The organism is Acidobacteriota bacterium, assembly GCA_016716905.1.
Taxonomy (GTDB): domain Bacteria; phylum Acidobacteriota; class Vicinamibacteria; order Vicinamibacterales; family SCN-69-37; genus SYFT01.
Genome location: JADJUS010000004.1, coordinates 583,667 through 604,730 on the forward strand (window position 1 = coordinate 583,667; position 21,064 = coordinate 604,730).

At 64.8% G+C, this 21,064-nt stretch carries 19 protein-coding genes and 1 pseudogene; 13 read left to right on the top strand and 7 right to left on the bottom strand.

All coding sequences use genetic code 11. The annotated features are described in order from the left end of the window. Positions 1 to 7 precede the first annotated feature (7 nt). The 10 genes and pseudogenes from IPL75_06505 (at position 8) to IPL75_06550 (ending at position 12,220) form a co-directional block, all read left to right on the top strand. Positions 8 to 1,333, top strand: a complete 1,326-nt coding sequence (locus IPL75_06505; GenBank protein MBK9239907.1) for a cytochrome b N-terminal domain-containing protein — start codon at positions 8 to 10, stop codon at positions 1,331 to 1,333. A gap of 2 nt (positions 1,334 to 1,335) precedes the next feature. Next, the gene (locus tag IPL75_06510; protein ID MBK9239908.1) at positions 1,336 to 2,550 is read left to right on the top strand and encodes a c-type cytochrome; all 1,215 of its coding nucleotides are present in this window, start codon (positions 1,336 to 1,338) and stop codon (positions 2,548 to 2,550) included. After that, the gene (gene nosZ, locus IPL75_06515) at positions 2,547 to 4,421 is read left to right on the top strand and encodes a Sec-dependent nitrous-oxide reductase (protein MBK9239909.1); all 1,875 of its coding nucleotides are present in this window, start codon (positions 2,547 to 2,549) and stop codon (positions 4,419 to 4,421) included. Before IPL75_06510 ends, nosZ begins: the two co-directional genes overlap by 4 nt. Positions 4,422 to 4,522: 101 nt before the next feature. Further along, complete coding sequence (locus IPL75_06520) at positions 4,523 to 5,176, top strand: hypothetical protein (protein MBK9239910.1); 654 nt, start codon at positions 4,523 to 4,525, stop codon at positions 5,174 to 5,176. Next, positions 5,173 to 6,568 (top strand): annotated as a pseudogene (nosD, locus tag IPL75_06525) (nitrous oxide reductase family maturation protein NosD). The gene IPL75_06520 and the pseudogene nosD overlap by 4 nt, the downstream one beginning before the upstream one ends. Continuing rightward, a complete protein-coding gene (locus IPL75_06530; GenBank protein ID MBK9239911.1) occupies positions 6,565 to 7,464 on the top strand; it encodes an ABC transporter ATP-binding protein in 900 nt (299 codons plus the stop codon). Before nosD ends, IPL75_06530 begins: the two are co-directional and overlap by 4 nt. After that, positions 7,461 to 7,922 carry a nitrous oxide reductase accessory protein NosL gene (locus IPL75_06535; GenBank protein ID MBK9239912.1) on the top strand — a complete coding sequence of 154 codons (462 nt, stop codon included), beginning with the start codon at positions 7,461 to 7,463 and terminating at the stop codon, positions 7,920 to 7,922. The genes IPL75_06530 and IPL75_06535 overlap by 4 nt, the downstream gene beginning before the upstream one ends. Next, positions 7,922 to 8,776 carry an ABC transporter permease subunit gene (locus tag IPL75_06540; protein ID MBK9239913.1) on the top strand — a complete coding sequence of 285 codons (855 nt, stop codon included), beginning with the start codon at positions 7,922 to 7,924 and terminating at the stop codon, positions 8,774 to 8,776. Before IPL75_06535 ends, IPL75_06540 begins: the two co-directional genes overlap by 1 nt. Before the next feature lie 147 nt (positions 8,777 to 8,923). Continuing rightward, complete coding sequence (locus tag IPL75_06545; GenBank protein MBK9239914.1) at positions 8,924 to 9,277, top strand: hypothetical protein; 354 nt, start codon at positions 8,924 to 8,926, stop codon at positions 9,275 to 9,277. Positions 9,278 to 9,373: 96 nt separating this feature from the next. Further along, positions 9,374 to 12,220, top strand: a complete 2,847-nt coding sequence (locus tag IPL75_06550; GenBank protein MBK9239915.1) for a bifunctional transaldolase/phosoglucose isomerase — start codon at positions 9,374 to 9,376, stop codon at positions 12,218 to 12,220. On the opposite strand, the gene IPL75_06555 is transcribed toward IPL75_06550, so the two are convergent. From IPL75_06555 to IPL75_06565, 3 genes are read right to left on the bottom strand one after another with little or no spacing between them, the layout of a single operon-like run. After that, on the bottom strand, positions 12,201 to 13,385 hold the full coding sequence (locus IPL75_06555) for a BACON domain-containing protein (GenBank protein MBK9239916.1): 1,185 nt from the start codon (positions 13,383 to 13,385) through the stop codon (positions 12,201 to 12,203). The genes IPL75_06550 and IPL75_06555 overlap by 20 nt on opposite strands. A gap of 53 nt (positions 13,386 to 13,438) precedes the next feature. Further along, positions 13,439 to 14,134, bottom strand: coding sequence for a Crp/Fnr family transcriptional regulator (locus IPL75_06560; GenBank protein ID MBK9239917.1), 696 nt, complete (start codon positions 14,132 to 14,134; stop codon positions 13,439 to 13,441). 12 nt (positions 14,135 to 14,146) lie between these two features. Further along, on the bottom strand, positions 14,147 to 14,707 hold the full coding sequence (locus IPL75_06565) for a hemerythrin domain-containing protein (GenBank protein MBK9239918.1): 561 nt from the start codon (positions 14,705 to 14,707) through the stop codon (positions 14,147 to 14,149). A gap of 197 nt (positions 14,708 to 14,904) precedes the next feature. Between IPL75_06565 and IPL75_06570 the strand changes: the two genes are divergently transcribed. Continuing rightward, entirely contained in the window at positions 14,905 to 15,687 is a 783-nt protein-coding gene (locus IPL75_06570) for a hypothetical protein (GenBank protein MBK9239919.1), read from the top strand. Next, on the top strand, positions 15,677 to 16,468 hold the full coding sequence (locus tag IPL75_06575; GenBank protein ID MBK9239920.1) for a hypothetical protein: 792 nt from the start codon (positions 15,677 to 15,679) through the stop codon (positions 16,466 to 16,468). Before IPL75_06570 ends, IPL75_06575 begins: the two co-directional genes overlap by 11 nt. A gap of 4 nt (positions 16,469 to 16,472) precedes the next feature. Here the strand turns inward: IPL75_06575 and IPL75_06580 are convergent, their stop codons facing one another. Next, positions 16,473 to 16,901, bottom strand: a complete 429-nt coding sequence (locus tag IPL75_06580; protein MBK9239921.1) for an ester cyclase — start codon at positions 16,899 to 16,901, stop codon at positions 16,473 to 16,475. A gap of 71 nt (positions 16,902 to 16,972) precedes the next feature. On the opposite strand from IPL75_06580, the gene IPL75_06585 reads away from it, so the two are divergent. Then, positions 16,973 to 18,496 carry a TolC family protein gene (locus IPL75_06585; protein ID MBK9239922.1) on the top strand — a complete coding sequence of 508 codons (1,524 nt, stop codon included), beginning with the start codon at positions 16,973 to 16,975 and terminating at the stop codon, positions 18,494 to 18,496. A 38-nt stretch (positions 18,497 to 18,534) separates the two neighbouring features. Here the strand turns inward: IPL75_06585 and IPL75_06590 are convergent, their stop codons facing one another. From IPL75_06590 to mscL, 3 genes are read right to left on the bottom strand one after another with little or no spacing between them, the layout of a single operon-like run. Further along, on the bottom strand, positions 18,535 to 19,854 hold the full coding sequence (locus IPL75_06590) for a YfcC family protein (protein MBK9239923.1): 1,320 nt from the start codon (positions 19,852 to 19,854) through the stop codon (positions 18,535 to 18,537). Beyond that, positions 19,854 to 20,621, bottom strand: a complete 768-nt coding sequence (locus tag IPL75_06595) for a DUF1295 domain-containing protein (protein MBK9239924.1) — start codon at positions 20,619 to 20,621, stop codon at positions 19,854 to 19,856. The genes IPL75_06590 and IPL75_06595 overlap by 1 nt, the downstream gene beginning before the upstream one ends. Beyond that, on the bottom strand, positions 20,621 to 21,049 hold the full coding sequence (mscL, locus tag IPL75_06600; protein ID MBK9239925.1) for a large conductance mechanosensitive channel protein MscL: 429 nt from the start codon (positions 21,047 to 21,049) through the stop codon (positions 20,621 to 20,623). Before mscL ends, IPL75_06595 begins: the two co-directional genes overlap by 1 nt. Positions 21,050 to 21,064: the final 15 nt, after the last annotated feature.

Below are 21,064 nucleotides of genomic sequence, written 5' to 3' on the forward strand. Positions count from 1 at the left end.
ATTCGACATGTCATTGCCCGAACAAGCACCAGGCGTACGGCCGAGGCCGTTCTGGAGTCTGCGGCCCCGGTCTGACCGGGACGCCGGCGACGCCATCACCTCGAACTTCCTGCTGCACTGGTTCCCGGCCAAGGTGTCGAAGGCGTCCATGTCCTGGACGTACTCATTCTGGCTGGGCACGATCACCGCCGCGCTCTTCCTGCTGCTGATTCTCTCTGGGCTGCCGCTCCTGTTCCTGTATGTGCCCTCGGTGGAGCGCGCGTATCAGTCGGTCAAGGACATCGAGTACGTCATCACGTTCGGGCGCTGGATTCGCGCGGTGCACCGCGTGGCCGCGCACGGCATGGTCATCACCGTGGTGCTGCACCTGGCGCGGGTGTACTTCACCGGCGCCTACAAAAACGGCATCGGACGCAACCAGAAGCGCGAGTGGAACTGGGTCATCGGCGTCGTGATGTTGCTGCTCACGTTGTTCCTCTCCTTTACCGGGTACCTGCTGCCGTGGGATCAGCTGGCGTTCTGGGCGGTCACGGTCGGCACGAACATTGCCTCGGCCATTCCGTGGATTGGCCCTGACGTGCGCGAATTGCTCATTGGCGGCCGGGCCATCGAGCAGGCGACGCTCATCCGGTTCTACGTCCTGCACATCTTCTTCCTTCCCGCCGGTGTGGGCGTGCTGTTCGCGTATCACATGTGGCGGGTGCGCAAGGATGGCGGCCTGGCGCGCGCCGACCGCGAAGAGATCGCCGAGACGTCGCGGCCTGTGGCGGTGGTGCCGACCAAGACGTACACGCTGCTGGGTGTGGCGAAGGGCACGGCGCCCACGGTGACCGCGCGCTCACTTGAAGCCGCCAACACCAGCGTGAACGCGGTGCCCGATCTGGCGCGTCGCGCGATGATCGCCACGCTGGGCACCATCGCGGTGATCAGCATCGCCTCGGTCTTTATTGCGTCGCCCCTGGAAGAACCCGCCAACGCGCTGATTACGCCCAACCCGGCCAAGGCGCCCTGGTACTTCCTGTGGCTGCAGGAGATTGTCACCGACACCACCATTCACCTCGGCAGTTTCACCATCAACGGCGCGTTCATCGGCGGCGTGGTGCTGCCGGGCCTGCTGGTCGGCCTGCTCACGGCGTGGCCATGGCTGGACCGCAGCCCGCGCGAGGTCACGGGTGAGTGGTTCCCGCGCGCGCGCCGGACGCAGAACATCGTGTTCATCGCGATCATGGTCGGCATCCTGCTGCTCACGTACATCGGTATGGAACTGCGCGGGCCCTACTGGGAGTTCTTCTGGCCGTGGGAAACGTGGCCCAGCGTGCCGGGGAGGATCTGACTATGGAGAAGCGAACCAATTCTCCGTACGCGCGCATCGACCGGCCGACCCTCGCGATCATTGGCGTGCTGCTGGTGCTGTCCTGCGCCCTGTTCTTTGCAAGCGATCGCGCGCATGACTGGCGGTACTACCAGTCGGCGTTTAAGGACCAGGTGGCGCAGAAACTGGGCGCCGATCGCGCCAACAGCGTCACGACCGGCGTGCAGCAGATCTGGGTCGCGGACCTCGGGCGCGCCGACCGGTGCATCACCTGTCATCAGGCCACGTCATGGAAGGGGTTTGAACAGGCCGAGGAGCCGTTCCGCACGCACCCGGTGGAACCGCTCAAGACCCATCCGGTGGAGAAGTTCGGCTGCACGTCGTGCCATGGCGGGCAGGGGTGGGCGGTTGATGTCGCCGAGGCGCACGGCGAAGTGGCGCACTGGGAGGAACCCCTGCTCAGCAAGACCCTGGGGCAGGAGTACTCGCTCTCGGGAAACAAGGGCGCGTTGCTGCAGATGAACTGCAACATCTGCCACCGCTACGATCGCGAGACGAAGGGCGCCGACGCGATCAATCTCGCCAAACGCCTGGTGGACGAGAAGGGTTGCCGCGCCTGTCACACCATCAACAACCGCGGCGGCCGCATCGGCCCCGATCTGACGCGCGTCGGCGAAAAAGCGCCCGAGCAGTACGACTACTCGCGGCTGTCGGGCCAGCAGACGGCCTTTGCCTGGCACGTGGCGCATTTCAAGAATCCCAAAGCGCTGACCACGGATTCGACGATGCCGAATTTCGGGTTCAACACCGAACAGGCGCAGGCCCTGGCGATGCTCGTGTTGTCGTGGCGGCCGGCGGATGTGCCTGCGGCGTACCTGGCCGGGGCCCCCCGCACCGACAAACCGACGCCAGAACAGCTCGCCGAGGAAGAACGGATGCGCACCGGCCCAGGCGCCTGGTTCGTGGAAACCGGGTGCAGTACGTGCCACTCCATCCAGGTCTACGGCGTGAAGTCGCCTGCGCAAATTGGTCCCGACCTGTCCAACGCGGTCGAAGACGTGCAGTCGAGGTTCGGACGGACCATCGACGACTTCCTCCGCGAGCCAACCGGCACGATGTCCGTGGTGCTCTCGAGGCAAATCATCCTCACGCCCGAACAGAAGGCCATCGCCATTCAGAAATTGCGTGAAGCCTTTGCGGTTTATCAGAAACAGCAAGCAGAGAAGAAGGAGCGATAGGTATGGAGAGACTGTGGAAAACACGCATGAAGTTGTCGCTGATGACCGGGGCAGGGGTGCTGCTGGTGCTGGGGTACAGCGCCTGCTCGCCGAGCGCACCGCCGGGGGCACGCAAGAGTGGCGGAGCGACGTCTGATACCGCCATTGCCGCCGAGCGAACGTACGTCGCACCCGGCGACCTGGACGAATATTACTTCTTCGCCTCGGGCGGGCACTCGGGCAACGTCTACGTCTACGGCATCCCGTCCATGCGGCACATTTCGACCATTCCCGTCTTCACACCGTATCCGGCCACCGGCTACGGGTTTGACGACGAGTCGAAGAAGATGCTCGGCGGCCTGACGTGGGGCGACGCTCATCACCCCGCGTTGTCCGAGACTGCCGGAGACTACGACGGCCGCTGGCTCTTCATCAATGAAATGAACGGCCGCGTGGCGCGCATCGATTTGCGGGACTTCAAGACGAAACAGATCTATGGACCTATCCCGAACATCTCGGGCAACCATGGGTCCTCGTTCATCACGCCCAATAGCGAATACGTGATGGTGGCCAGCCGGTTCTCCATCCCGATTCCGAAGGGCACCTACGCGCCCATCGACAAATACGCCACCGAATACAAGGGCGTGATCGGCGCACTGAAGGTGGACCCCAAGACAGGCAACATGGACCTGGGCTTCCAGATTCTGATGCCGCCCTTCGACTACGACATCGGCGACGCCGGCAAGCTCGCGTCCGACGGCTGGATGTTCCTGACGGCGTACAACGCCGAACGCGCCACCGGCAAGCTCGAGGTCACCGCCAGCCAGCGCGACCGCGACTACATCGCCGCTGTGGATTGGCGCGCGGCCGAGAAGGCGGCCGCCCAGGGGCTCGGTGACATGATCGGTGGCGTCCGCGTCCTCGACCCGGCGAAGATCCCCGGCCTCGTGTACCTGATGCCCTGCGGCAAATCGCCGCACGGTGTGGACGTGTCGCCCGACGGCAAGTACATCATCGGGTCGGGGAAACTCCAGGGCGTGACCACCGCGTTCAACTTCGAGAAGGTCCAGACCGCAATTCGCAACAAGGACTTCGACGGTGAGGAAAACGGCATCTCGGTCCTCAAGTACGAATCGATCAAGGATGCGGAAGTGGAAGTGGGTCTGGGTCCCCTGCACACGCAGTTCGGCCCCAACGGCATGGCATATACCTCGCTGTTCGTGGACAGCGCCATCGCCTCCTGGAAGATTGGCGAATGGAAAGTCATCGACAAGGTGCCCGTGTCCTACGCGGTGGGTCACCTGTCAGCGGCAGAGGGCGATACGGTCAGCCCCGACGGCAACTACCTGGTCTCACTCAACAAGCTGTCGCACGGACGCCACCTGAATGTCGGGCCCTCACAGCCGGAGTCGTCGCAGTTGATCGACATCGGCGAGGAGAAGATGAAGGTGTTGTACGACGCGTTCACCGAGCCCGAACCGCACTACGCCCAGATCGTCAAGGCCGACAAGATCAAGCCGATCGAGGTGTACCCGAAGGAAGAAAACAAACACCCGTTGGCCATCTGGGACGTGAAGGACGCCGGCGTGACCCGTGTGGGCAACAAGGTGACGATCAAGATGATCGCTGTCCGCTCCACATTCACCCCGACAAATTTTGAGGTGCAGGAGGGTGACATCGTCACGGTGGCCGTCACGAACATCGAGCAGACGACCGACGAACTGCATGGGTTCGGTCTGCTCGACTACAACATCAACCTGGTCGTGGATCCGGGAGAAACGAAGACGGTGACGTTCACCGCCAAGAAGGGCGTGTTCCCGTACTACTGCACGAACTTCTGCTCGGCGCTGCATCAGGAGATGCAGAGCTATCTCGTGGTGAAGCCCCGTTAAAAAAAGTCCAGCGCCCAGGGTCCAGGGTCCAGAGTCCTGGCCCTGGGCGCTGGGCGCTGCTCAGCGGACCCTGGACCCTGGACTCTGGACCCTGGACTGTCATGACTTCCTTCTTCTCCCGCACCGCCCGGCGTCTCCACCAGCCCGTTGGCGCATGGCCGCGGGCCTGCTTCCTGCTCGCGGCGGTGCTCATCGTCACCGCCCACTTCTTCCCGCTGTGGAACCTGACGATGTTCGCGCCGCAGTACCCGGATGCATTGCGGCTCGACATCTTCGACCACGCGCTGGTGGGTGGCAACAACGGACAGGACCTCAAGGAGATCAACCTCCTGAACCACTACATCGGGATGCGCGATTTGGCCATCGAAGACTTCACTGAATTCAAGTGGATGCCATTTGCGTTGGGTGGCCTCGCGCTGTTGCTCATCAGGGCTGTCTTCTTCGGCACCATGAAGGAATTCGTGGATGCGGCGGTGATCTCGATCTACTTCGGCGCGTTCTCGCTCTGGTCCTTCGGATACAAGATGTACCGCTACGGTCACGACCTGTTGCCCACGGCGGCCGTAAGGGTCGAGGGGTTTACGCCCCCGATGTTCGGGTACAAGAAGATCGCTAACTTTGACGTGTACTCCTACCCCCAGGCGGGAACTTACCTGATGGTCGCCGCCGGTCTGTTGGTCACCATCGCGCTCGTCGTGGCGTGGCGCGGGCAGCGGCACCGCGCGGTCGAGCCAAAGGACGCCGTCGCACTATGAAGAAGGTCCTCCTGCTAACCGCGCTGTTGGCGCTCGCGCCGACCCCCGGTGTCCGGGCCCAGGCGCCGCAGGTGGACATGGCGGCGGCGCAGGCGGCCGCGGGCATCGAGGGCCGGCCCGCGTCGGCCGACGAGTCACCGCTGCAGCGTCGCCTCGATGCCGCCCGGCCGGGCGACCGCATCGAGGTGCCGGCCGGCACTTATCCTGGCGACCTGTTCATCGACAAGGCGGTGCATCTGGTGGGCATCGGCCGCCCACGCCTGCTGGGGTCGGGCACCGGCAGCGTTGTGCGCATCCGCGCGGATCACGCGGTCGTCGAAGGCTTCGACATCGACGGTCAGCTGGGCGGAAGTCTGGCGCGCGACTCCTCCGGCATCCACATCACGGCGCGACACGTGACCGTGCGCGATTGCCGCATCGTCCGCTCCCTGTTCGGCGTGTATCTTCGGGAGGCCGACGACGCGACGGTTGAGGGGACCTCGGTGACCGGGATCGAGGGGAAAGCGGCAGGTGAACAGGGATCGGGCATCCATGTCTGGAACACGCAGGGCTTTACGTTGCGGGGCAATCTCATCCGTTACTCGCGCGACGGGTTCTACATCCAGTCGTCGGACCGCGGAGTGGTGTCCGGCAACCAGGTCAGCGATGTGCGGTACGGCCTGCACTACATGAACTCGAATGACAACCGCTTCGAAGACAACCTGTTTGAGCGCGGAGCGGCAGGCGCGGCGCTGATGTACTCACGCCGGCTGACGTTTGCCCGCAACCGGTTTGTGCATAACCGCGGCTTTGCCTCGGTCGGATTGCTCCTGAAGGACTGCGAAGACGTGGTGGCGGAAGACAACCTCGTGGCCGACAACGAGCGGGGATTCTTCATTGACGGTGCCGTGCGACACGTGTTCCGGCACAACATCGTCTCAAGTTCCGACGTGGCGGTAGTGGTCTACGACTCGTCGCAGGGCAATCGGTTCGAAGGAAATGCCTTCATCGGGAACCTCGCGCCTCTTCGCCTGGTGGGCCGGCGGACCGACACGGTGTTCGATGGCAACTACTGGTCGGAGTTCGACGAACCCGATCTGGATGGCGACGGGATCCGAGACCAGCCGTACCGGCTTTCAAACGTGTTCGATCACCTTCGGGGGGAGTCTCACAGCCGCGGACCTGTTTGCACAGGGGCTGGGTGCGGTGGTGCTGGCCCGCGCGGAACGGACGTTCCCGGTACTCAGGCCCATCGCCGTGGTTGATGCCCGTCCGTTGCTGCGGGCGCCGGCGCGTGGCGCCGTTCCCGACATGCCTCCTGAAAACGCGCGTGGCGCTCGCGCGGGCTTGATGGTGTCGAGTCTGGGCCTCTGCCTGGGCCTGGCCGTCCTGTGGGCCGGGAGACGACGATGATTGTCTATCGGGAGTTTGCGAAGTCCTTTGGCGGCGTCCAGGCCGTGAAGGATCTGAACTTCCGGGTTGAACCGGGAGAAGTGGTCGCGCTCCTGGGGCCCAACGGATCCGGCAAGACGACGTCGATCAAAGCGGCCGCAGGATTAATCAGACCCTCCCACGGCACCGTGCTGATTGGTGAACCGGGGCGGCCATCAACCGAGGCAGACGCACGGCTGGCGTGTTCGTTCCTGCCGCAGCGAGTGACGTTTCCCGAGTCGCTCACCGGCCATGAAGTGGCCGAGTTCTATTGCCGCCTCCGTGGCCGCGGGCCGGAACGCATCCAGGAAGTGATGGCGCTGACCGGCTTGAACGGATCGAGCGCGCGGGCGGTGGGGACGTACTCGGGCGGCATGACCCAGCGGCTCGGATTGGCGGTGGCGATGGCCGCGCAGGCGCCAATCTTGTTGCTGGATGAACCAACAGCCGCGCTCGACCCCGACGGCACCTGTGCCTTCTACGCGCTGGTGGAGTCGCGACGGGCTGACAAGCAGACAGTACTGTTCAGTTCGCACCAGATGGGTGACGTCGAGCGCCTGGCCGATCGTTTCGCGGTGCTGGTCGCAGGCCGCCTCGCGGCCTCGTTCACGGCACGCGAACTGACCACCTTGTTGGCGGATCGCGGCGTGATGAAGGTCACCGTTGACGCGTTGCCGGCTGGCGCGCTCGAGCGCGTTAGGCGCTTGTCGCCCAAGTCAGTGGTGGCCGCCGATCAGATCATCGTGCCGGGCGCGGCATCGGTGCGGCTGGCCGTGCTTGATGCCCTGCGTGAGCACCGGGTGACCATCCGCGGGTGGTCGGCCGAAGAAGGCCGCCTTGATGCGTTCTACCGCGAATTGGTGGGGGGCCTGCGATGAGGGTCACGAGTCGAGTATGGTGCGCACTGGCATTGGTGATGGCCGCGGCGTGTGGCGCAGGCGCGCCGGAACCGGCGGTGCTCGATGTGGGACGGGAAGCGTGCACCTTCTGCCGGATGACCGTCTCGCAAATCGACTTCGCCTCGCAGGTGGTGGTGCCTGGCGAACTGCCGAAGTTTTTTGATGACCTGGGATGTCTGGGAAATTACCTGACCTCGACGAAGGACGCGCCGGCTGCAGCGATGATCTACGTGACCGACCGCCGCACGAAAACCTGGGTGCGCGCCGATGAGGCCGTGTTCACGCGCGTGCCGGCGCTCTCGACACCCATGGGATCACACCTGGTGGCGCATGCCACGCAGGCGTCGCGAGACGCGGACCCCGACGTGGCTGCGGGTGTGCCGGTGACGCTTGCTGATGTGGTGCCTGCCGCATGGCGGGCGCAGGGAGCGAAGTGATGACCACTATCGCCGTTCCCCGGTTGACCCTCGTGCGGTTGTGCGCGATGCAGGAGTTGCGGCTGTCGGTGCGATCGCGATGGACGCAGGTGTTCGCGCTGGTGTTCGCGGTGTTGTCGCTCGCGGTGGCGGCCTCCGGGTATGTGTTGAGTGGTGGAAGCGGCCTCCAGGACTTCTCGAGGACGGCTGCGTCGCTTGTGGAACTGGTGCTGCTGCTGGTTCCGCTCACGGCGCTTATCTTCGGCGTGATGGCGCTCACTCCCGATGCGGGTGCTGCCGAGCTGTTGTACTCGCAGCCGGTGCCGAGGCCGATGATCCTGCTCGGCAAGCTCGCCGGCCTGTGCCTGGCACTGATTGCTTCACAGGCGGTGGGTTTCGGCGCCGCTGGACTGCTGCTGTTCTGGCGCGCCGGTGCGGACGGCGTCATGGGCTTTTTAGGCGTGGTGGCCGGGTCGTTTGTGCTGACCGCCGTTTTCCTCGCGATCGCCGCCGCACTGACGGCCGGCGCCACCAGCACCCGCCGCGCGCACCATCTGGCCGTGGCTCTGGTCATCTGGTTCGTGGCCATCGTGCTCTTTGATGTGGCGGCGCTCGGCGTTGCCTCGCTCCTGCGTTCCGGCACCGCTTCACGCCTGCTCATGGTCGCGGTCATCGTCAATCCGGTGGATGCGGTGAGAACAGGGACGCTGCTCTCCGTGGAAGGCACGACGGCTTTCGGGGCGGCCTCGCTCGCCTTCCTGCGCATGACCGGAGGCGCCCTTGGCGCGGGTCTCTACCTGGCAGTCTCGGTTGTGGCGTGGGTGCTGCTGCCGGTGGCCGTGGCGGTCTTTCGCGTTCGCCGCGCCGATATTTGAGCGACTGCGCGAAACTCCACTCCCGCAGCGCAATAGTCAACGCCCACAGAAGGCCCCCCTCGACGATCCGCGTGCCAGTCGGCCGTTCCAGACCAGCCATACGGCACGTGAGTTGCAGGGTGTAACCCTTCCGAGGGAGTTTTTCATATGCGCAGATTACTTTTGATTACCGCCAGCATCGTCTTCGTCTCGGCCGTCGTGACAGCGCAGCACCTGAATACCACCGAGGTCGCGGTCAAGGGCAACCTGACCGTCGTCGCCGATGTGATGGTCGGAACGTCGGTCCTGAAGGCCGGCGACTATCGGTACACCTGTGACCGCGAGCACATCACGTTCGCCAGCAAAGCCACCGGCAAAACCGTCCTCACGGTCCCGTGCAAAGGCCGCGAACTGGCCGCCCCGAGTGACCAGACCACCATGCAGACCACCACAGACGCGTCGGGCAAGAAAGTGGTCAGCAAGTTGTTGCTGAGGGGCAGCAGCATCGAACACGTCTTCTAGTTTTCGTAGCCGCCGGGTCTGACCCGGCTCCGGGGAATGGCGATGGGCGTCTCTCTGCTCTGCCGAGCTAACATTGGTGGCTCAAAGGAGCGAGAGATGCCCCATCCCGTGTACGAGGCCCGGCAGCTGGGCCAGAGCCTCTGGTTCGACAACATTCATCGCGCCATGTTCGAGTCGGGCGAACTCGCCCGCCTGATTGAGCGCGACGGCATTGTCGGCGTGACCTCGAACCCTTCGATCTTCGAGAAGGCGATCGCCGGCAGCACGGCGTACGACGCGGCGATCCAGGCGTTCCTCGCGCAATCGCCTACGGATGCGCAGGCGGTGTACGAACATCTGGCCATTGATGACATTCGTGCGGCCGCGGATCTGCTGCAACCGGTGCACGCCAGCACAAACGGCCGCGACGGGTACGTCAGCCTCGAAGTGTCGCCTTACCTCGCCCGATCCACCGAAGACACGGTGGCCGAGGCGCGTCGTCTGCATGCGACCGTCGCGCGCACGAACGTCCTCATCAAAGTACCGGCCACGCCTCAAGGCATCGCCGCCATCCAGCAACTGATCGCGATCGGCATTCCGGTGAATGTCACGCTGATTTTTTCAATCAAGGTTTATGCGGCTGTGGCCGAGGCGTACTGCTCGGGCCTGGAACAGTTCATTCGGTCGGGAGGAGACCCGCGACAGGTCTCGAGCGTCGCCAGTTTCTTCGTGAGCAGAATCGACACGGCGGTTGATGCGCGTATCGCCGCGGCACTGGAGACCTCCGCCGACCCCGATCGCCGGGCCCAACTGCAGCGTCTGGTGAGCCAGACCGCCATCGCCAACGCCCGCATGGCGTACGTGCACTACCAGGAACTGGTGGCGTCCGATCGATGGCAGCGGCTCGCCGCGAAGGGCGCACTGCCGCAGCGCCTGCTCTGGGCATCGACGGGCACCAAGGACGCCCGGTTGTCGCGGACGTACTACGTTGACGAGCTGATCGGGCCCGACACGGTGAACACCGTTCCCGCCGACACGCTGCAGGCGTTCATTGCTGACGGACACGTCCGTGCCAGCCTGGTGGAAGAACCCGACATCGCGCGCAGCAACCTGGCGGCCCTCGAACGTGCCGGCATTTCGCTGGACGCGGTGACGGATATCCTGCTCGAACAAGGGCTGGCCGCGTTCTCGTCGTCGTTCGACCGGCTCCTTGGGGCCATTGAGCGCAAGCGGCAGGACGTGCTGCGGCCCGCGCTGGCGACGCAGCAGATTGCTGCCGGTGAACTGGCCACGGCATTCGAGCGCACCCTGGATGAGTGGAGAGAGGCCGGCAAAGTGCGTCAACTGTGGCGGCGCGACGCGGCCCTGTGGACCGGCGGCGACGAAGCGCAGTGGCTGGGATGGCTCGACGCCATCGAGGTCGGCCGCCAGAACCTTGCAACATTCGCCAATCTCCGGCGCGACGCCGCAGACTTTGCCCACGTGGTCATCCTCGGTATGGGCGGCTCCAGTCTTGGCCCCTGGGTGCTGCGACAGATGTTCGGACGGGTGCCCGGGTATCCGGAACTACGCGTGATTGACTCAGTCGATCCCGCGCAGATTCTGGGCGTAGACGAAGGGCTGGACCTGTCTCGCACACTCTTCGTCGTCGCTTCAAAGTCTGGCGGCACCGCAGAGCCGGTGGCCCTTCATGCGTACTTTGACGGGCGGCTCCGCGACGCCGGCATCGCATCGCCTGGGCAGCACTTCGTGGCGATTACCGATCCCGGAACATCGCTGGCAAAGCTGGCTGCAGATCAGGGCTTCCGCCATGTGGTGACGGGGCGGCCCGATGTGGGCGGCCGGTTTTCAGCCTTGACGGTGTTCGGACTCGTGCCCGCGTCACTCATGGGTCTCGACGCCGGGGTGCTGCTCGACCGAGCCGAGGTGATGGTGCGCGCGTGCGCGCCGGCCGTTCCGCCAGACGCGAATGCCGGCGTGGCATTGGGCGTCTTCCTCGGCACGGCGGCGGCGCACGGACGGGACAAACTCACATTCGCGCTCGCGCCATCGGTGCAGGCCCTCGGCGCCTGGCTAGAGCAGTTGGTGGCTGAATCGACAGGCAAGAGCGGCCTTGGCATCGTGCCCGTTGACGGTGAACCGCTCGGGCTTCCCGAGGCGTACGGGCCCGATCGTGTGTTTGTTCATCTGAGGACGGAATCAGAGTCAGACTCGTCGCAGGAAGAGTCGCTGGCACGGCTCGAGCGCGCCGGACATCCCGTCGTACGGATCGTGCTGAACGAATCGATGGACATCGGTCAGGAGTTCTTTCGGTGGGAAGTCGCCACCGCTGTCGCCAGTGCAGTCCTCGGCGTGAATGCATTTAATCAACCGGATGTTGAAGCGGCCAAAGTCGCCACCCGGGGCTTCATGAAGGCGTATGAGCAGGGGCTGGCACCAGCGCCACCTGCGCCCACTTTTGAGCACGACGGTCTTCGGTTCTACGCCGACGGCGTCAACGCGGACACTCTGGCGCCAGCGACGTCGCCAGAGGCGCTCGTCGCCGCGCACCTCGCGCGCCTCGTTCCCGGTGACTACTTCGCCGTGAACGCGTTTCTTGCAATGTCGGACGATCACGATCGTGAACTTCAGGCCGTGCGTCACCTGGTACGCGACCACGCGCGGGTGGCAACGACTTTGGGATACGGCCCACGATTTCTCCACTCCACCGGGCAACTCCACAAGGGTGGTCCGGATACCGGCGTCTTTCTTGTGATCGTGTCAGACGATGAGCGGGATCTGGCGGTGCCGGGTACGAGTTATTCGTTTGGCGACATGAAGCGAGCGCAGGCACTGGGCGACTATCAGGTGCTGGTCGAGCGCGGCCGGCGCGTGGTGCGTGTGGAAATCGGGAAAGACACGCTCGCGGGTCTGCGCCGGCTGCGAAAGGTGTGTGAAGCTGCGCTCAGCGGCCAGCCTGCGTGATCCACACCACCTGATTGCGCACAGTGATCGTGCCGGTCCGCGGCGCGACGCCGTCGTTGGGCAACACGACAAAGCTGACTGGGTTATCGCCCTTCTGGGGCATCGGCGTTGTGACCGTGATCCAGGGCACGTTCGAAATCGCCGTCCACACGCACGCGTTCTGCAATGGGCCTCCGCAGATCTGGGGATCGCTTTGCTGCACCACGTCAAACTTCGCGGGGCCTCCGGCGACGTCCACGGCGATCGCGGAGGTGCTCACGCCGTAGTAACAGCCGGCCTGCTGCACTTGCAGGTTCTGGCCCGCAGTTTCAGTCGGCCAGCGGACCATCACCACCGCTTGCCTTGGGGCTTCCCAGTTGTCGGTCACCCGGAAGGTGATGAGACCTGGCCCGTTGCCCGACTCGCCGTCGATGACGCTGATCCACGACGCGTTGGGCGCTGCGGTCCAGGAGCAGGTCTGCTGTGTGCTCACCATGGCCGTGAGGTCGCCCGACGCCGACATGCAGGGCGTGAACGTGACCGGCGTCACCGAGTAGTCGCACTGCACCGCTTCGCCGGTCTGCGTCACGACAAATGTCCGCTCGTTCACCGCGATCGCCGCGGTGCGGGTCTCGGGTTCCCGGTTTCGATCCACCGCGTAGGACACCAGGCCGTTGCCCAAGCCTTGGGCTCCTGCCGTGACGACGAGCCACGGCGCGTTGCTCACGGCGGTCCACGCGCAGTGCGAGGGCGAGCTGACCGTCAGGCTTCCTGTGCCGCCGTTCGGGCCGTATGTCGCGCCGGCGGGCGCCAGCGTCACCGAGCACGGCGCCAGGCCGTCCTCGCGCACCGTCACGACCTGTCCGCCGATCGTGAGTGAGCCGGTCCGCACCACGGTCGTCGGGTTGGCCGATGCGGCAACGACGACCTGGCCGTTGCCTGTGCCATTGGCGCCGCTTGTGACCGTGAGCCAGTCCCGGTCGGAGGCTGCGGTCCAGGTGCAGTGAGCGGGAGCGGTGACACCAATGGTTGCCGTGCCGCCCGCCGGCAGGAACGTCAACGAGGTTGACGACAGGGTGTAGGTACAGGGGGTCGGCGGGGTGGGCCCGTTGGGAGAGCCGTTTTCGCAGGCCGCTAGTGCCAGCAGGAGAGTGACGCCGAAGATCGACTGTGCCGGGAGTCGCATGGACCCCTCCTGCGGCAGACTGTTGCAACAATGCGGCCAACAGCCGATGGGCGTCAGTAGCCCTGTTCGGCCAGGGCCTCGAGCGCGGCACTGTCGAGAATCACGAACCCATCCTTGTCCGTCAGCATCACGTTGTCTTTGCTCCACCGGCTCATGATGCGAATGCAGGTTTCAATGGTGGTGCCGGTGAGGTCTGCCAGTTCCTGCCGTGACAGGGTCATCGGCACGAACACGCCTCCTCGGTCCGGCCTGCCCATCTGGCTGCCGAGCTTCAGGAACAGTCGCGCGAACCGCGACTCAACTCGACCGCCGGTGAGCTCAGCCAGGCGAGCGGTCAGTTCCATGAGGCGAATCGACAGGCTGCCCAGCAGGCCGCGGACCAGCGACGGCCGCTCTTCCAGTAGGGCAAAAAACGCCGGCCTCGGGGTCAGGAGGCACGTGGTGGGTTCCATCGCCGCGGCGCACGCGGGGTAGGGCCGCGCTTCGTAGGCCGCCACCGCTCCCAGCAGACCACCGGGCCCGAAGATTTCAAGAATCCGATCGTGCCCATTAGGCGCGCGCTTGAACACTTTGACCCGGCCGGTGACGACGATGAAGAAGAAGTCTGACGGGTCGCCCTCGTCGAACACGAGGTCGCCGCGTTCGTACTGGCGCAGGTGCGACACGTTGGCCAGCCGCTCCCGATCCTCAGGGATGACACGGCGGAACAGCGCAATCTGCGAGAGCACCTCAGTGGACGGATGTTCCATGGGGAGTGAACTCTACGTCAATCGCTCCTCCAGATCGAGTGCCCGCGGGAACAGGATCGTGTCCTCCAGCCGAATGTGTTCGACCAGATCCGCGCCGAAGCGCGCCAGGGTCGCGAGCGTGACGGCATCACTCCTGGGCCAGTCGAACGGTGCGGCAAAGTTGTTCGTGAGCGTCCGCAGGTTCTCGAGCAGCACCAGTGCATCCTGGTGTTCGTCTTCCATCATCCGCACGGGATTGGCGACAGTCCCGAAGGGGCTGGGCGGAAATGGCCCCGTCCGGCGCTGGGCCGCCGCCAGTTCATCGATGTAGGGGAAGAGGATGTGCTCTTCCTTCTCCATGTGCGCCAGGAGATCTGCGCCCAATTGCGCAAACACCTGCCGGACCTGGTGCAGCTCAGGGTGGGCGTGGCCGTGAGCGTTGACCAGGCGGTTCAGCCCGGTGGTGATTGCCGGCACCTCCGTGCGCACGTAGTGGTGGTGCAGGTCAACGATGTGGCGGACAAGAACCCCGAGGTCGGGCCACTCGTCGCGTGTGCTGGCCCCGGCGGGATGGGAAGCCGCTGGCTCGGTCATTGGTACCTCGACCCAAGCCTACGACCCTCCCGGGTCGTGCCATATGACGGAGGTCATGGCCCGCGGGTTTTTCCAACCCACTGGGGATTCCTCGGAGGCACAGGGGCCGGAGTCTTCGCCGGAGGGGCCAAAGTGTCTCGAGGCGGACGGTTTGCGGGGCCTGACGCGGCACACTTTTCGCACTGGCACTGCGACTGATGACCCGAGTCTCCCGACCCGTTCTGGCGATGGCAGGTGTGCTGCTTCTTCACGCCACGGGGGCACTGGCCCAGTCCTCCACCTCGTGGCGGGTGGCCTTTGGGCGCGATGAAGCAGCCCTGCGCGACATTGCGCGCTGCTGTAAACCTGTGGATGCCTCACCTGTCACATTGCGGGGCACCGGCGCGGCCATGCTTGTCGAGCACCAGCGCCTTCGGGGCGCCCGGCTGCAACGCCTCGAGTTCTCGGTGGCTCGCACCGGGAAGTTTGTCTACGACTCTGGCCTTGAGAAGATCGCGAGGCCGGAAGGTGATCGATTCACCCGCCTCGACGCCAGGTACGAGTACCGCCGGTACCTGTTCTCCAACGTGATCGTTCGTGGGCTTGATCTTGGAGCGGGCCTTTCGCTCGGCGGATCGCGCTCACGTCTGACCCGGGAGATGGACGACAGCCTTGCCACGACGAAGACCCACCTGGATGTGCTGATCGCCTTTGTGACCGCGGCGCGTTTCCGTCGATCGCGATTCGGTGTGGAGGTCAATTGGGGAAACGGTGGGCGCATCAGCCGGATTGGCGAGCGCCATTCCGCGGCGGCAGACCACCCGTCGCAGTGGGGCGGCGGCTGGCTCGCCGACCTCTCGATCGGCGCCGATGTATCGGTTTCCGAACGCGTGTCGCTCACGGCGCGGTTCCTCTCGACCGGTGACACCGTGTTGTCGTCGCACAGCCAGCACACCAGTGACCGGAACTCGCTGATGGTAGGGGTGACTTATGCGAAGTAGCGTGCTGCGGCTGGTTGTGTGCGCAGTGGCGGTGCTGTCCGGGGCTGGCTGCGATCTGATCCTGAGTCCATCGCCGACGGACGACAATTGGCGCCTGTCGAGCGCAGGCCGCTTCACGTTTTATGTGCGGCCTGGTTCGTTCGCTGAGGCGAACGTCGGCACATTCGCCACCGTGCTCGAGGACCAGTTCGCGACCAGCGTGGCACGACTCGACCTCCGCTATCAAGGACATGTGACGGTGTTTCTGCACAACTCAGGCGCGGACGCCGGATTCTCCGCAGACCTGGGGAATGGCGATCACAGCGGCGTTGCGTATCCCGAGACCGAGACGGTCAAGGCCGCCTGTGTTCCGCCCCTCGACGGCAATCTCATGTCGCTGCTGTCGCACGAGGTGAATCACGTGATCATCCGTAACGGGCTGGGCCGGCCTGGGACGAGCTTTGTCAACGAGGGGCTGGCCTCCGCCGTGTTGTCTGAGCGGTATCACGCGCTTGGCAAGACGTTCTACTACCGGTGGACGGCGGAGCGCGGCTCCCAGCTGCCGCGCCTGGCCGATCTTGTGGATGACGACAAGTGGCAGTCGCGCCCGCAGAACGTGTCCTACAGCGCCAGCGCGTCGTTTCTGGCGTATGTGATCGAGACGTATGGGCTTGCGCCGCTCAAGGCCGTGTACGGAGCGAACTCGCGCGAATTCGCCGGCCGGTTCCAAAGCGCGTACGGCCGGAGCCTCGACGAGGCCGAGGCAGAGTGGCTGGCCTTTTGCCAGCGGCAGGGGCGCTGACGCGTCAGTCTTTCGCCGGCTTCCCCCGCAGCACGCCGACCTGGATCAGCAGCCCCGTGAAGTCATACATCCGGCGCTCGTGTTGCACCAGGCCATCGGCCATGGTGAAGAGGCGCACACCCTGAATCTTGAACCGCCGGTTCGATCCGGGCAACCCCATGAATGTGCCCACGTGTGTGGCGCTCGCGGTAAAGGGCTGGGCGACGCGGTCGCCATCAATCACCAACGGCTCGCCGTCGAAGTCCCAGTCGGGAAATGTGGTGAACAAGAGCTTGTAGCTCTCGGCGATGGCCGGCCGTCCCTGACGGCTGCCGAACATCGGACTGTCGATAGTACCGGTCAGGGCGTGGCCCGCGGCCAGTCCCTCGGGATCCCGGGCCGTCCACGCATGCTGCCGTTCGAGGAAAAACGCGTTGATGTCATCGCGATTCATAGGCCCTCCGTTGGTGAGTGTGGTGAGCATAGCCGGAAAAAGCCGGACCCGGCGAGGTTTAGAATGTGCCGATGAAACATGTGCTGGGCGTTCAGGCGATGGCGATGGCGGTGCTGCTCATGGCCGCCGAGGTCTCAGGTCAGGTGGTCGCAGGGGACGGACAGGCGCCGGTGGAACTGACGCTCGACCGGATGGTGGAGCTCGGGTTGCGCGACAGCTTTCGCGTCCGTCACCTGCAATTGGAGGTCGAGCGTACGCGCAGCCTGCTGACCGCCGAGCGGGCCGGCCTGAAATCCCGGGTCTCGCTCAATATCGCCGCGCCGCAGTTTCAGGCGATCTCCGACAACAAATGGAACTCTGTGCTGCAGCGCAACGAACTGGTGCGCGAAGACACGCGCAGGTTCCAGATGGACCTGTCCGTGCGTCAGCCCGTGATCCTGTTCGGCTATCCCACCAACGGCGTGTTGTCGCTGAACAACCGTGTCTACCGCTACACGCAGGTGAACGACGACGGACGCGACACCACGTTTTACAACCGGTACTTCGTCGCCTACGATCAGCCGCTCTTCCAGCCCAACCGGATGAAGAACGACCTCGAAGAGGCCGAACTGAACCTGGAAAAAGCGGAACTGCGCTACAAGAGCGATGTGATCGCGGCGATTGATGACCTGGCGACCGACTACTTCGATCTGGTCAGCGACGCCTTCCGGCGCGACCGCGCCAACGAGTTCGCACGTGACCTGACGTTGGCCATGGCCGCCGTGCGCGAAGTGGTGGCCAACGCGCCCGCGCGCGCGGGGGATTTGGATCTGCTGCAGGTGGAACTGGCCAATGCTCGCGAAGCGGAGAACCAGTCGGCGTCCAACCTGCGCACGCGCGAGCAGACCATCAAGCAGCGGCTGCAGTTGCCGGCCAACGCGCCGGTCACGGTCCGTTCAGCCCTGGATGTGGTACCCGTGAAAGTGGATGTGACCGAGGCCATTCGCCTGGCGTCCACGCTGACGCCTCGCATGCGCCAGCTCACGATCGCGACGCGCGAAAACGAAATCCGGCTGGCCGAGACCAAAGGCAACAATGCGTTCCGGATGAATCTGGAGGCCACGTACGGCCGCGAGGTGCAGGACCCGCGCTTTCAAAACCTCTGGTCAGAGCCGAGCAACAGCTACACGGTGGAAGTGAACGCCACCGTGCCCATCTGGGACTGGGGTGAGCGCAAACATCGCATTCAGGCGCAGCAGTACTCGCTCGATCGGGCTAACCTGTCGGAAGAGCAGACGCTGTCTGAGATCGAGACCGAGGTGCGCAACCTGGTGGCCAGTCTCGACGACTTCGGCCGGCGCTCCAGGACCATGCTCGACACATTGAAGCTGGCGCACGAACTGACCGAGACGACCGTGTCGCGTTACCGTTCCGGTGACGTCGGTCTCTCGGACCTGATGCAGGCGCTGTCGCGCGAGTCCACCACCGCCAGCAACCTGCTGAACGCCTTCCAGGGATACCAGCGGACATTGCGCCGTCTCAAGGAAGTGACCTTCTTCGATTTCGAAGCCGGCATGCCCCTGGTCGAACGCTTCAACATCGCGCCCGGGAGGTAAGACCTCTGAGGTAATTACCTCAGAGGTCGTTTTGATTTCTACCCCGCGAGCCAGATGCCGGCGAAGCCGACCAGCGACACGAGCAGCGCGCCGGGAATCGCAAACCGGATCCAGCGCGCGTACGACACCTGGGCCCCGAGGAGCATCGCGAGCACGGCGCCATTGGTCGGCGTGATCATGTCCATCAGGCCGGCGCCGGTCTGGTACGCGATGATTGCCGCATCGCGCGACACACCCACCAGATCCGCCAGCGGCGCCATCACCGGCATCGTCAACACCGCCTGGCCGCTGACCGACACCACCGGAATGTGGAGCAGCGCATGGAACGGCACCATCAGCGCGGCCGCAAACATGCCCGGAGCTTGTGACAAGGGCGTGGCAAGCGAATAGAGGATGGTGTCGAGGATCTGCCCATCAGTCAGCGCCACACTGATGCTGCGCGCCACACCGACGAACAGCCCGGCGGCCAGCATTGGCTCCATCGCTTTCAGGAAGGCCGTGGCGGTGTCCGAGAGCGTCCGGCCCGAGACCACACCCACAGCAAAGCCCGCGATGAGAAAGAGCCCGGACAATTCGTTGAAGCCCCAGTCGAGCTTCAGCACGCCGTAGACGTATGGCACAAACGGCGCGAGCGCGATGGCCAGGAGCAGACCGTCGCGCGCCGTGGCGCGGCCCGGCGCCGGGGCGGCGACATCCGGGCGCACGTCGTCGCGTGACGTCATGGCGAGCGTCCAGGCGATCCACACGGCCACGGCAGCGGCCAGCAGGCCGAAGCGCAGTGCAGGCTGGCTCAGCGGCGGCATCTCGGCGAATCGCAACGCGATGCCTGTCTGAAACGGGTTCGTCGGTCCGAACGCCGAGCCAACCGCCGCCGCGCCGAGGCTCATCGCAAGCGCGGTGACGGCACCAAAACCAATGCCTCGGCTCAGCACCAGGATCACCGGAATCAACGCGACGATTTCCTCGTGCATGTTTTCGAGCGCCCCAAGGGTCGCGAACACGACACTGATCGCCACCACGATCAAGCGTGGCCGTGGCGTACCTCCGACAAGTGCTCCCACCAGTCGCCCGAGCGCACCGGTGGCGTCGAGCAGGGCAAAGGCCCCGCCGACCAGCAGGATGACGACGATGACGTCGGCGCCGGCGATGATGCCGCGGGGCACCGCGAGCAATGCCGCCATCGGGCCAACGGGAGTCTGCGCCACGCGTGCGTAACTGCCGGGCACCACCAGGTCGCGGCCGGTGGCCGCATCGGCACGACGTTCGTACTGCCCAGCGGGAACGACCCACGTCATCGCCGCAGCCACGGCCACGCCTGACAGCAGCAGGATAAAGGGATGGGGAAGTTTGAAACGCATCACACGGCCCTCCGCGGCCAAAGCACCAGGCGGCTGGTGCGGCGAACGTGCGCCAGATACTCGGGGTTGTCACCCCACTTTTTCTGCGCACTCGCTTCGAGCGTCGGAATGCCGGTGACGTTCAGGAGGATCCACGTGATCGACACCGGGCCGAGCACACCGGCCCATTGCCAGCCGGTGTAGCTGCCCGCAACAAACACAAACACGCCCCACCAGCACAACAACTCACCGAAGTAGTTGGGGTGCCGGCTGTACTTCCACAGTCCGGTGGACATCCAGCGACGGTCACCGCCAGGCTGGCGCTTGGCGATGAACTTCTGCGCGTCAGCCACGGTCTCGATCAAGAGCCCCGCGGCCCAAATTGCGGCGCCCAGCGACATCCATGGTGTCCAGTCGCCTGGCGACGCGAACCAGATCGTGACCGGCAGCATGATCACCCACACAGCGATGCCCTGGCCGAGCCAGAACTTGAAGAACGGCCAGAACTGTTCGCGAATGCCGTCGAAACGCGCATCGCGCCCCATGTGGACGATCCGCACCAACAGGTAACCCGCCAACCGCACGCCCCAGACGATGACCATCGTGGCCAGCGCCAGTTGCGGAAAATGCGCCGGGTTCCCTCGTGCCAGCAGGAGGGCGGCAATCACGATGAACGTCAGACCGTACGACAGGTCGGTCACCTTGTCGGTGCGAAACGTAGCCGCGAAGGCGAAGAACACCGCCTGGATGAGGAGGCTGATACCGAGCGTCAGGAGGACGTCAGACACTAGCGGCGTGCCAGCAGGTCGCGAATTTCGGTCAGCAGCACTTCCTCACGTGAGGGCGGTGCCGGTGGCGCTGGTGCCGCGGCTTCCGCGCGCCTGGCCGAGTTCATCGCCTTGACGAGCAGGAACAGGGCAAAGGCCACGATCAGGAAGTTGACCACCGCATTGATGAGCACACCGTAGGCCAGCGCCACGCCGCCCGCGGCTTTGACGGCCGCCAGTGTGGCGTAGGGACCGGGGGGCGTGCCCTCCTTGAGCACCACGAAGTGGTTGGCGAAGTCCACGCCACCGGCCATCAGCCCGATCACCGGCATCAGGATGTCGCCGACAAAGCTGGCGACGATGGCGCCAAAGGCGACGCCGATGATGATGCCCACAGCCATGTCCATGACATTGCCTTGCATCGCGAACTTCTTGAACTCCTGCAACATGGGAACCTCCGGGTG

Bases quoted from the DNA above. Each gene is read 5' to 3' on its own strand.
- IPL75_06520 (MBK9239910.1), top strand. From the start codon at position 4,523: ATGACTTCCTTCTTCTCCCGCACCGCCCGGCGTCTCCACCAGCCCGTT.
- IPL75_06540 (MBK9239913.1), top strand. From the start codon at position 7,922: ATGACCACTATCGCCGTTCCCCGGTTGACCCTCGTGCGGTTGTGCGCG.
- IPL75_06545 (MBK9239914.1), top strand. From the start codon at position 8,924: ATGCGCAGATTACTTTTGATTACCGCCAGCATCGTCTTCGTCTCGGCC.
- IPL75_06565 (MBK9239918.1), bottom strand. From the start codon at position 14,707: ATGACCGAGCCAGCGGCTTCCCATCCCGCCGGGGCCAGCACACGCGAC.
- IPL75_06580 (MBK9239921.1), bottom strand. From the start codon at position 16,901: ATGAATCGCGATGACATCAACGCGTTTTTCCTCGAACGGCAGCATGCG.
- IPL75_06550 (MBK9239915.1), top strand. From the start codon at position 9,374: ATGCCCCATCCCGTGTACGAGGCCCGGCAGCTGGGCCAGAGCCTCTGG.
- IPL75_06575 (MBK9239920.1), top strand. From the start codon at position 15,677: ATGCGAAGTAGCGTGCTGCGGCTGGTTGTGTGCGCAGTGGCGGTGCTG.
- IPL75_06535 (MBK9239912.1), top strand. From the start codon at position 7,461: ATGAGGGTCACGAGTCGAGTATGGTGCGCACTGGCATTGGTGATGGCC.
- IPL75_06530 (MBK9239911.1), top strand. From the start codon at position 6,565: ATGATTGTCTATCGGGAGTTTGCGAAGTCCTTTGGCGGCGTCCAGGCC.
- IPL75_06510 (MBK9239908.1), top strand. From the start codon at position 1,336: ATGGAGAAGCGAACCAATTCTCCGTACGCGCGCATCGACCGGCCGACC.
- IPL75_06560 (MBK9239917.1), bottom strand. From the start codon at position 14,134: ATGGAACATCCGTCCACTGAGGTGCTCTCGCAGATTGCGCTGTTCCGC.
- IPL75_06570 (MBK9239919.1), top strand. From the start codon at position 14,905: ATGACCCGAGTCTCCCGACCCGTTCTGGCGATGGCAGGTGTGCTGCTT.
- IPL75_06590 (MBK9239923.1), bottom strand. From the start codon at position 19,854: ATGCGTTTCAAACTTCCCCATCCCTTTATCCTGCTGCTGTCAGGCGTG.
- IPL75_06555 (MBK9239916.1), bottom strand. From the start codon at position 13,385: ATGCGACTCCCGGCACAGTCGATCTTCGGCGTCACTCTCCTGCTGGCA.
- IPL75_06585 (MBK9239922.1), top strand. From the start codon at position 16,973: ATGAAACATGTGCTGGGCGTTCAGGCGATGGCGATGGCGGTGCTGCTC.
- IPL75_06505 (MBK9239907.1), top strand. From the start codon at position 8: ATGTCATTGCCCGAACAAGCACCAGGCGTACGGCCGAGGCCGTTCTGG.
- mscL (MBK9239925.1), bottom strand. From the start codon at position 21,049: ATGTTGCAGGAGTTCAAGAAGTTCGCGATGCAAGGCAATGTCATGGAC.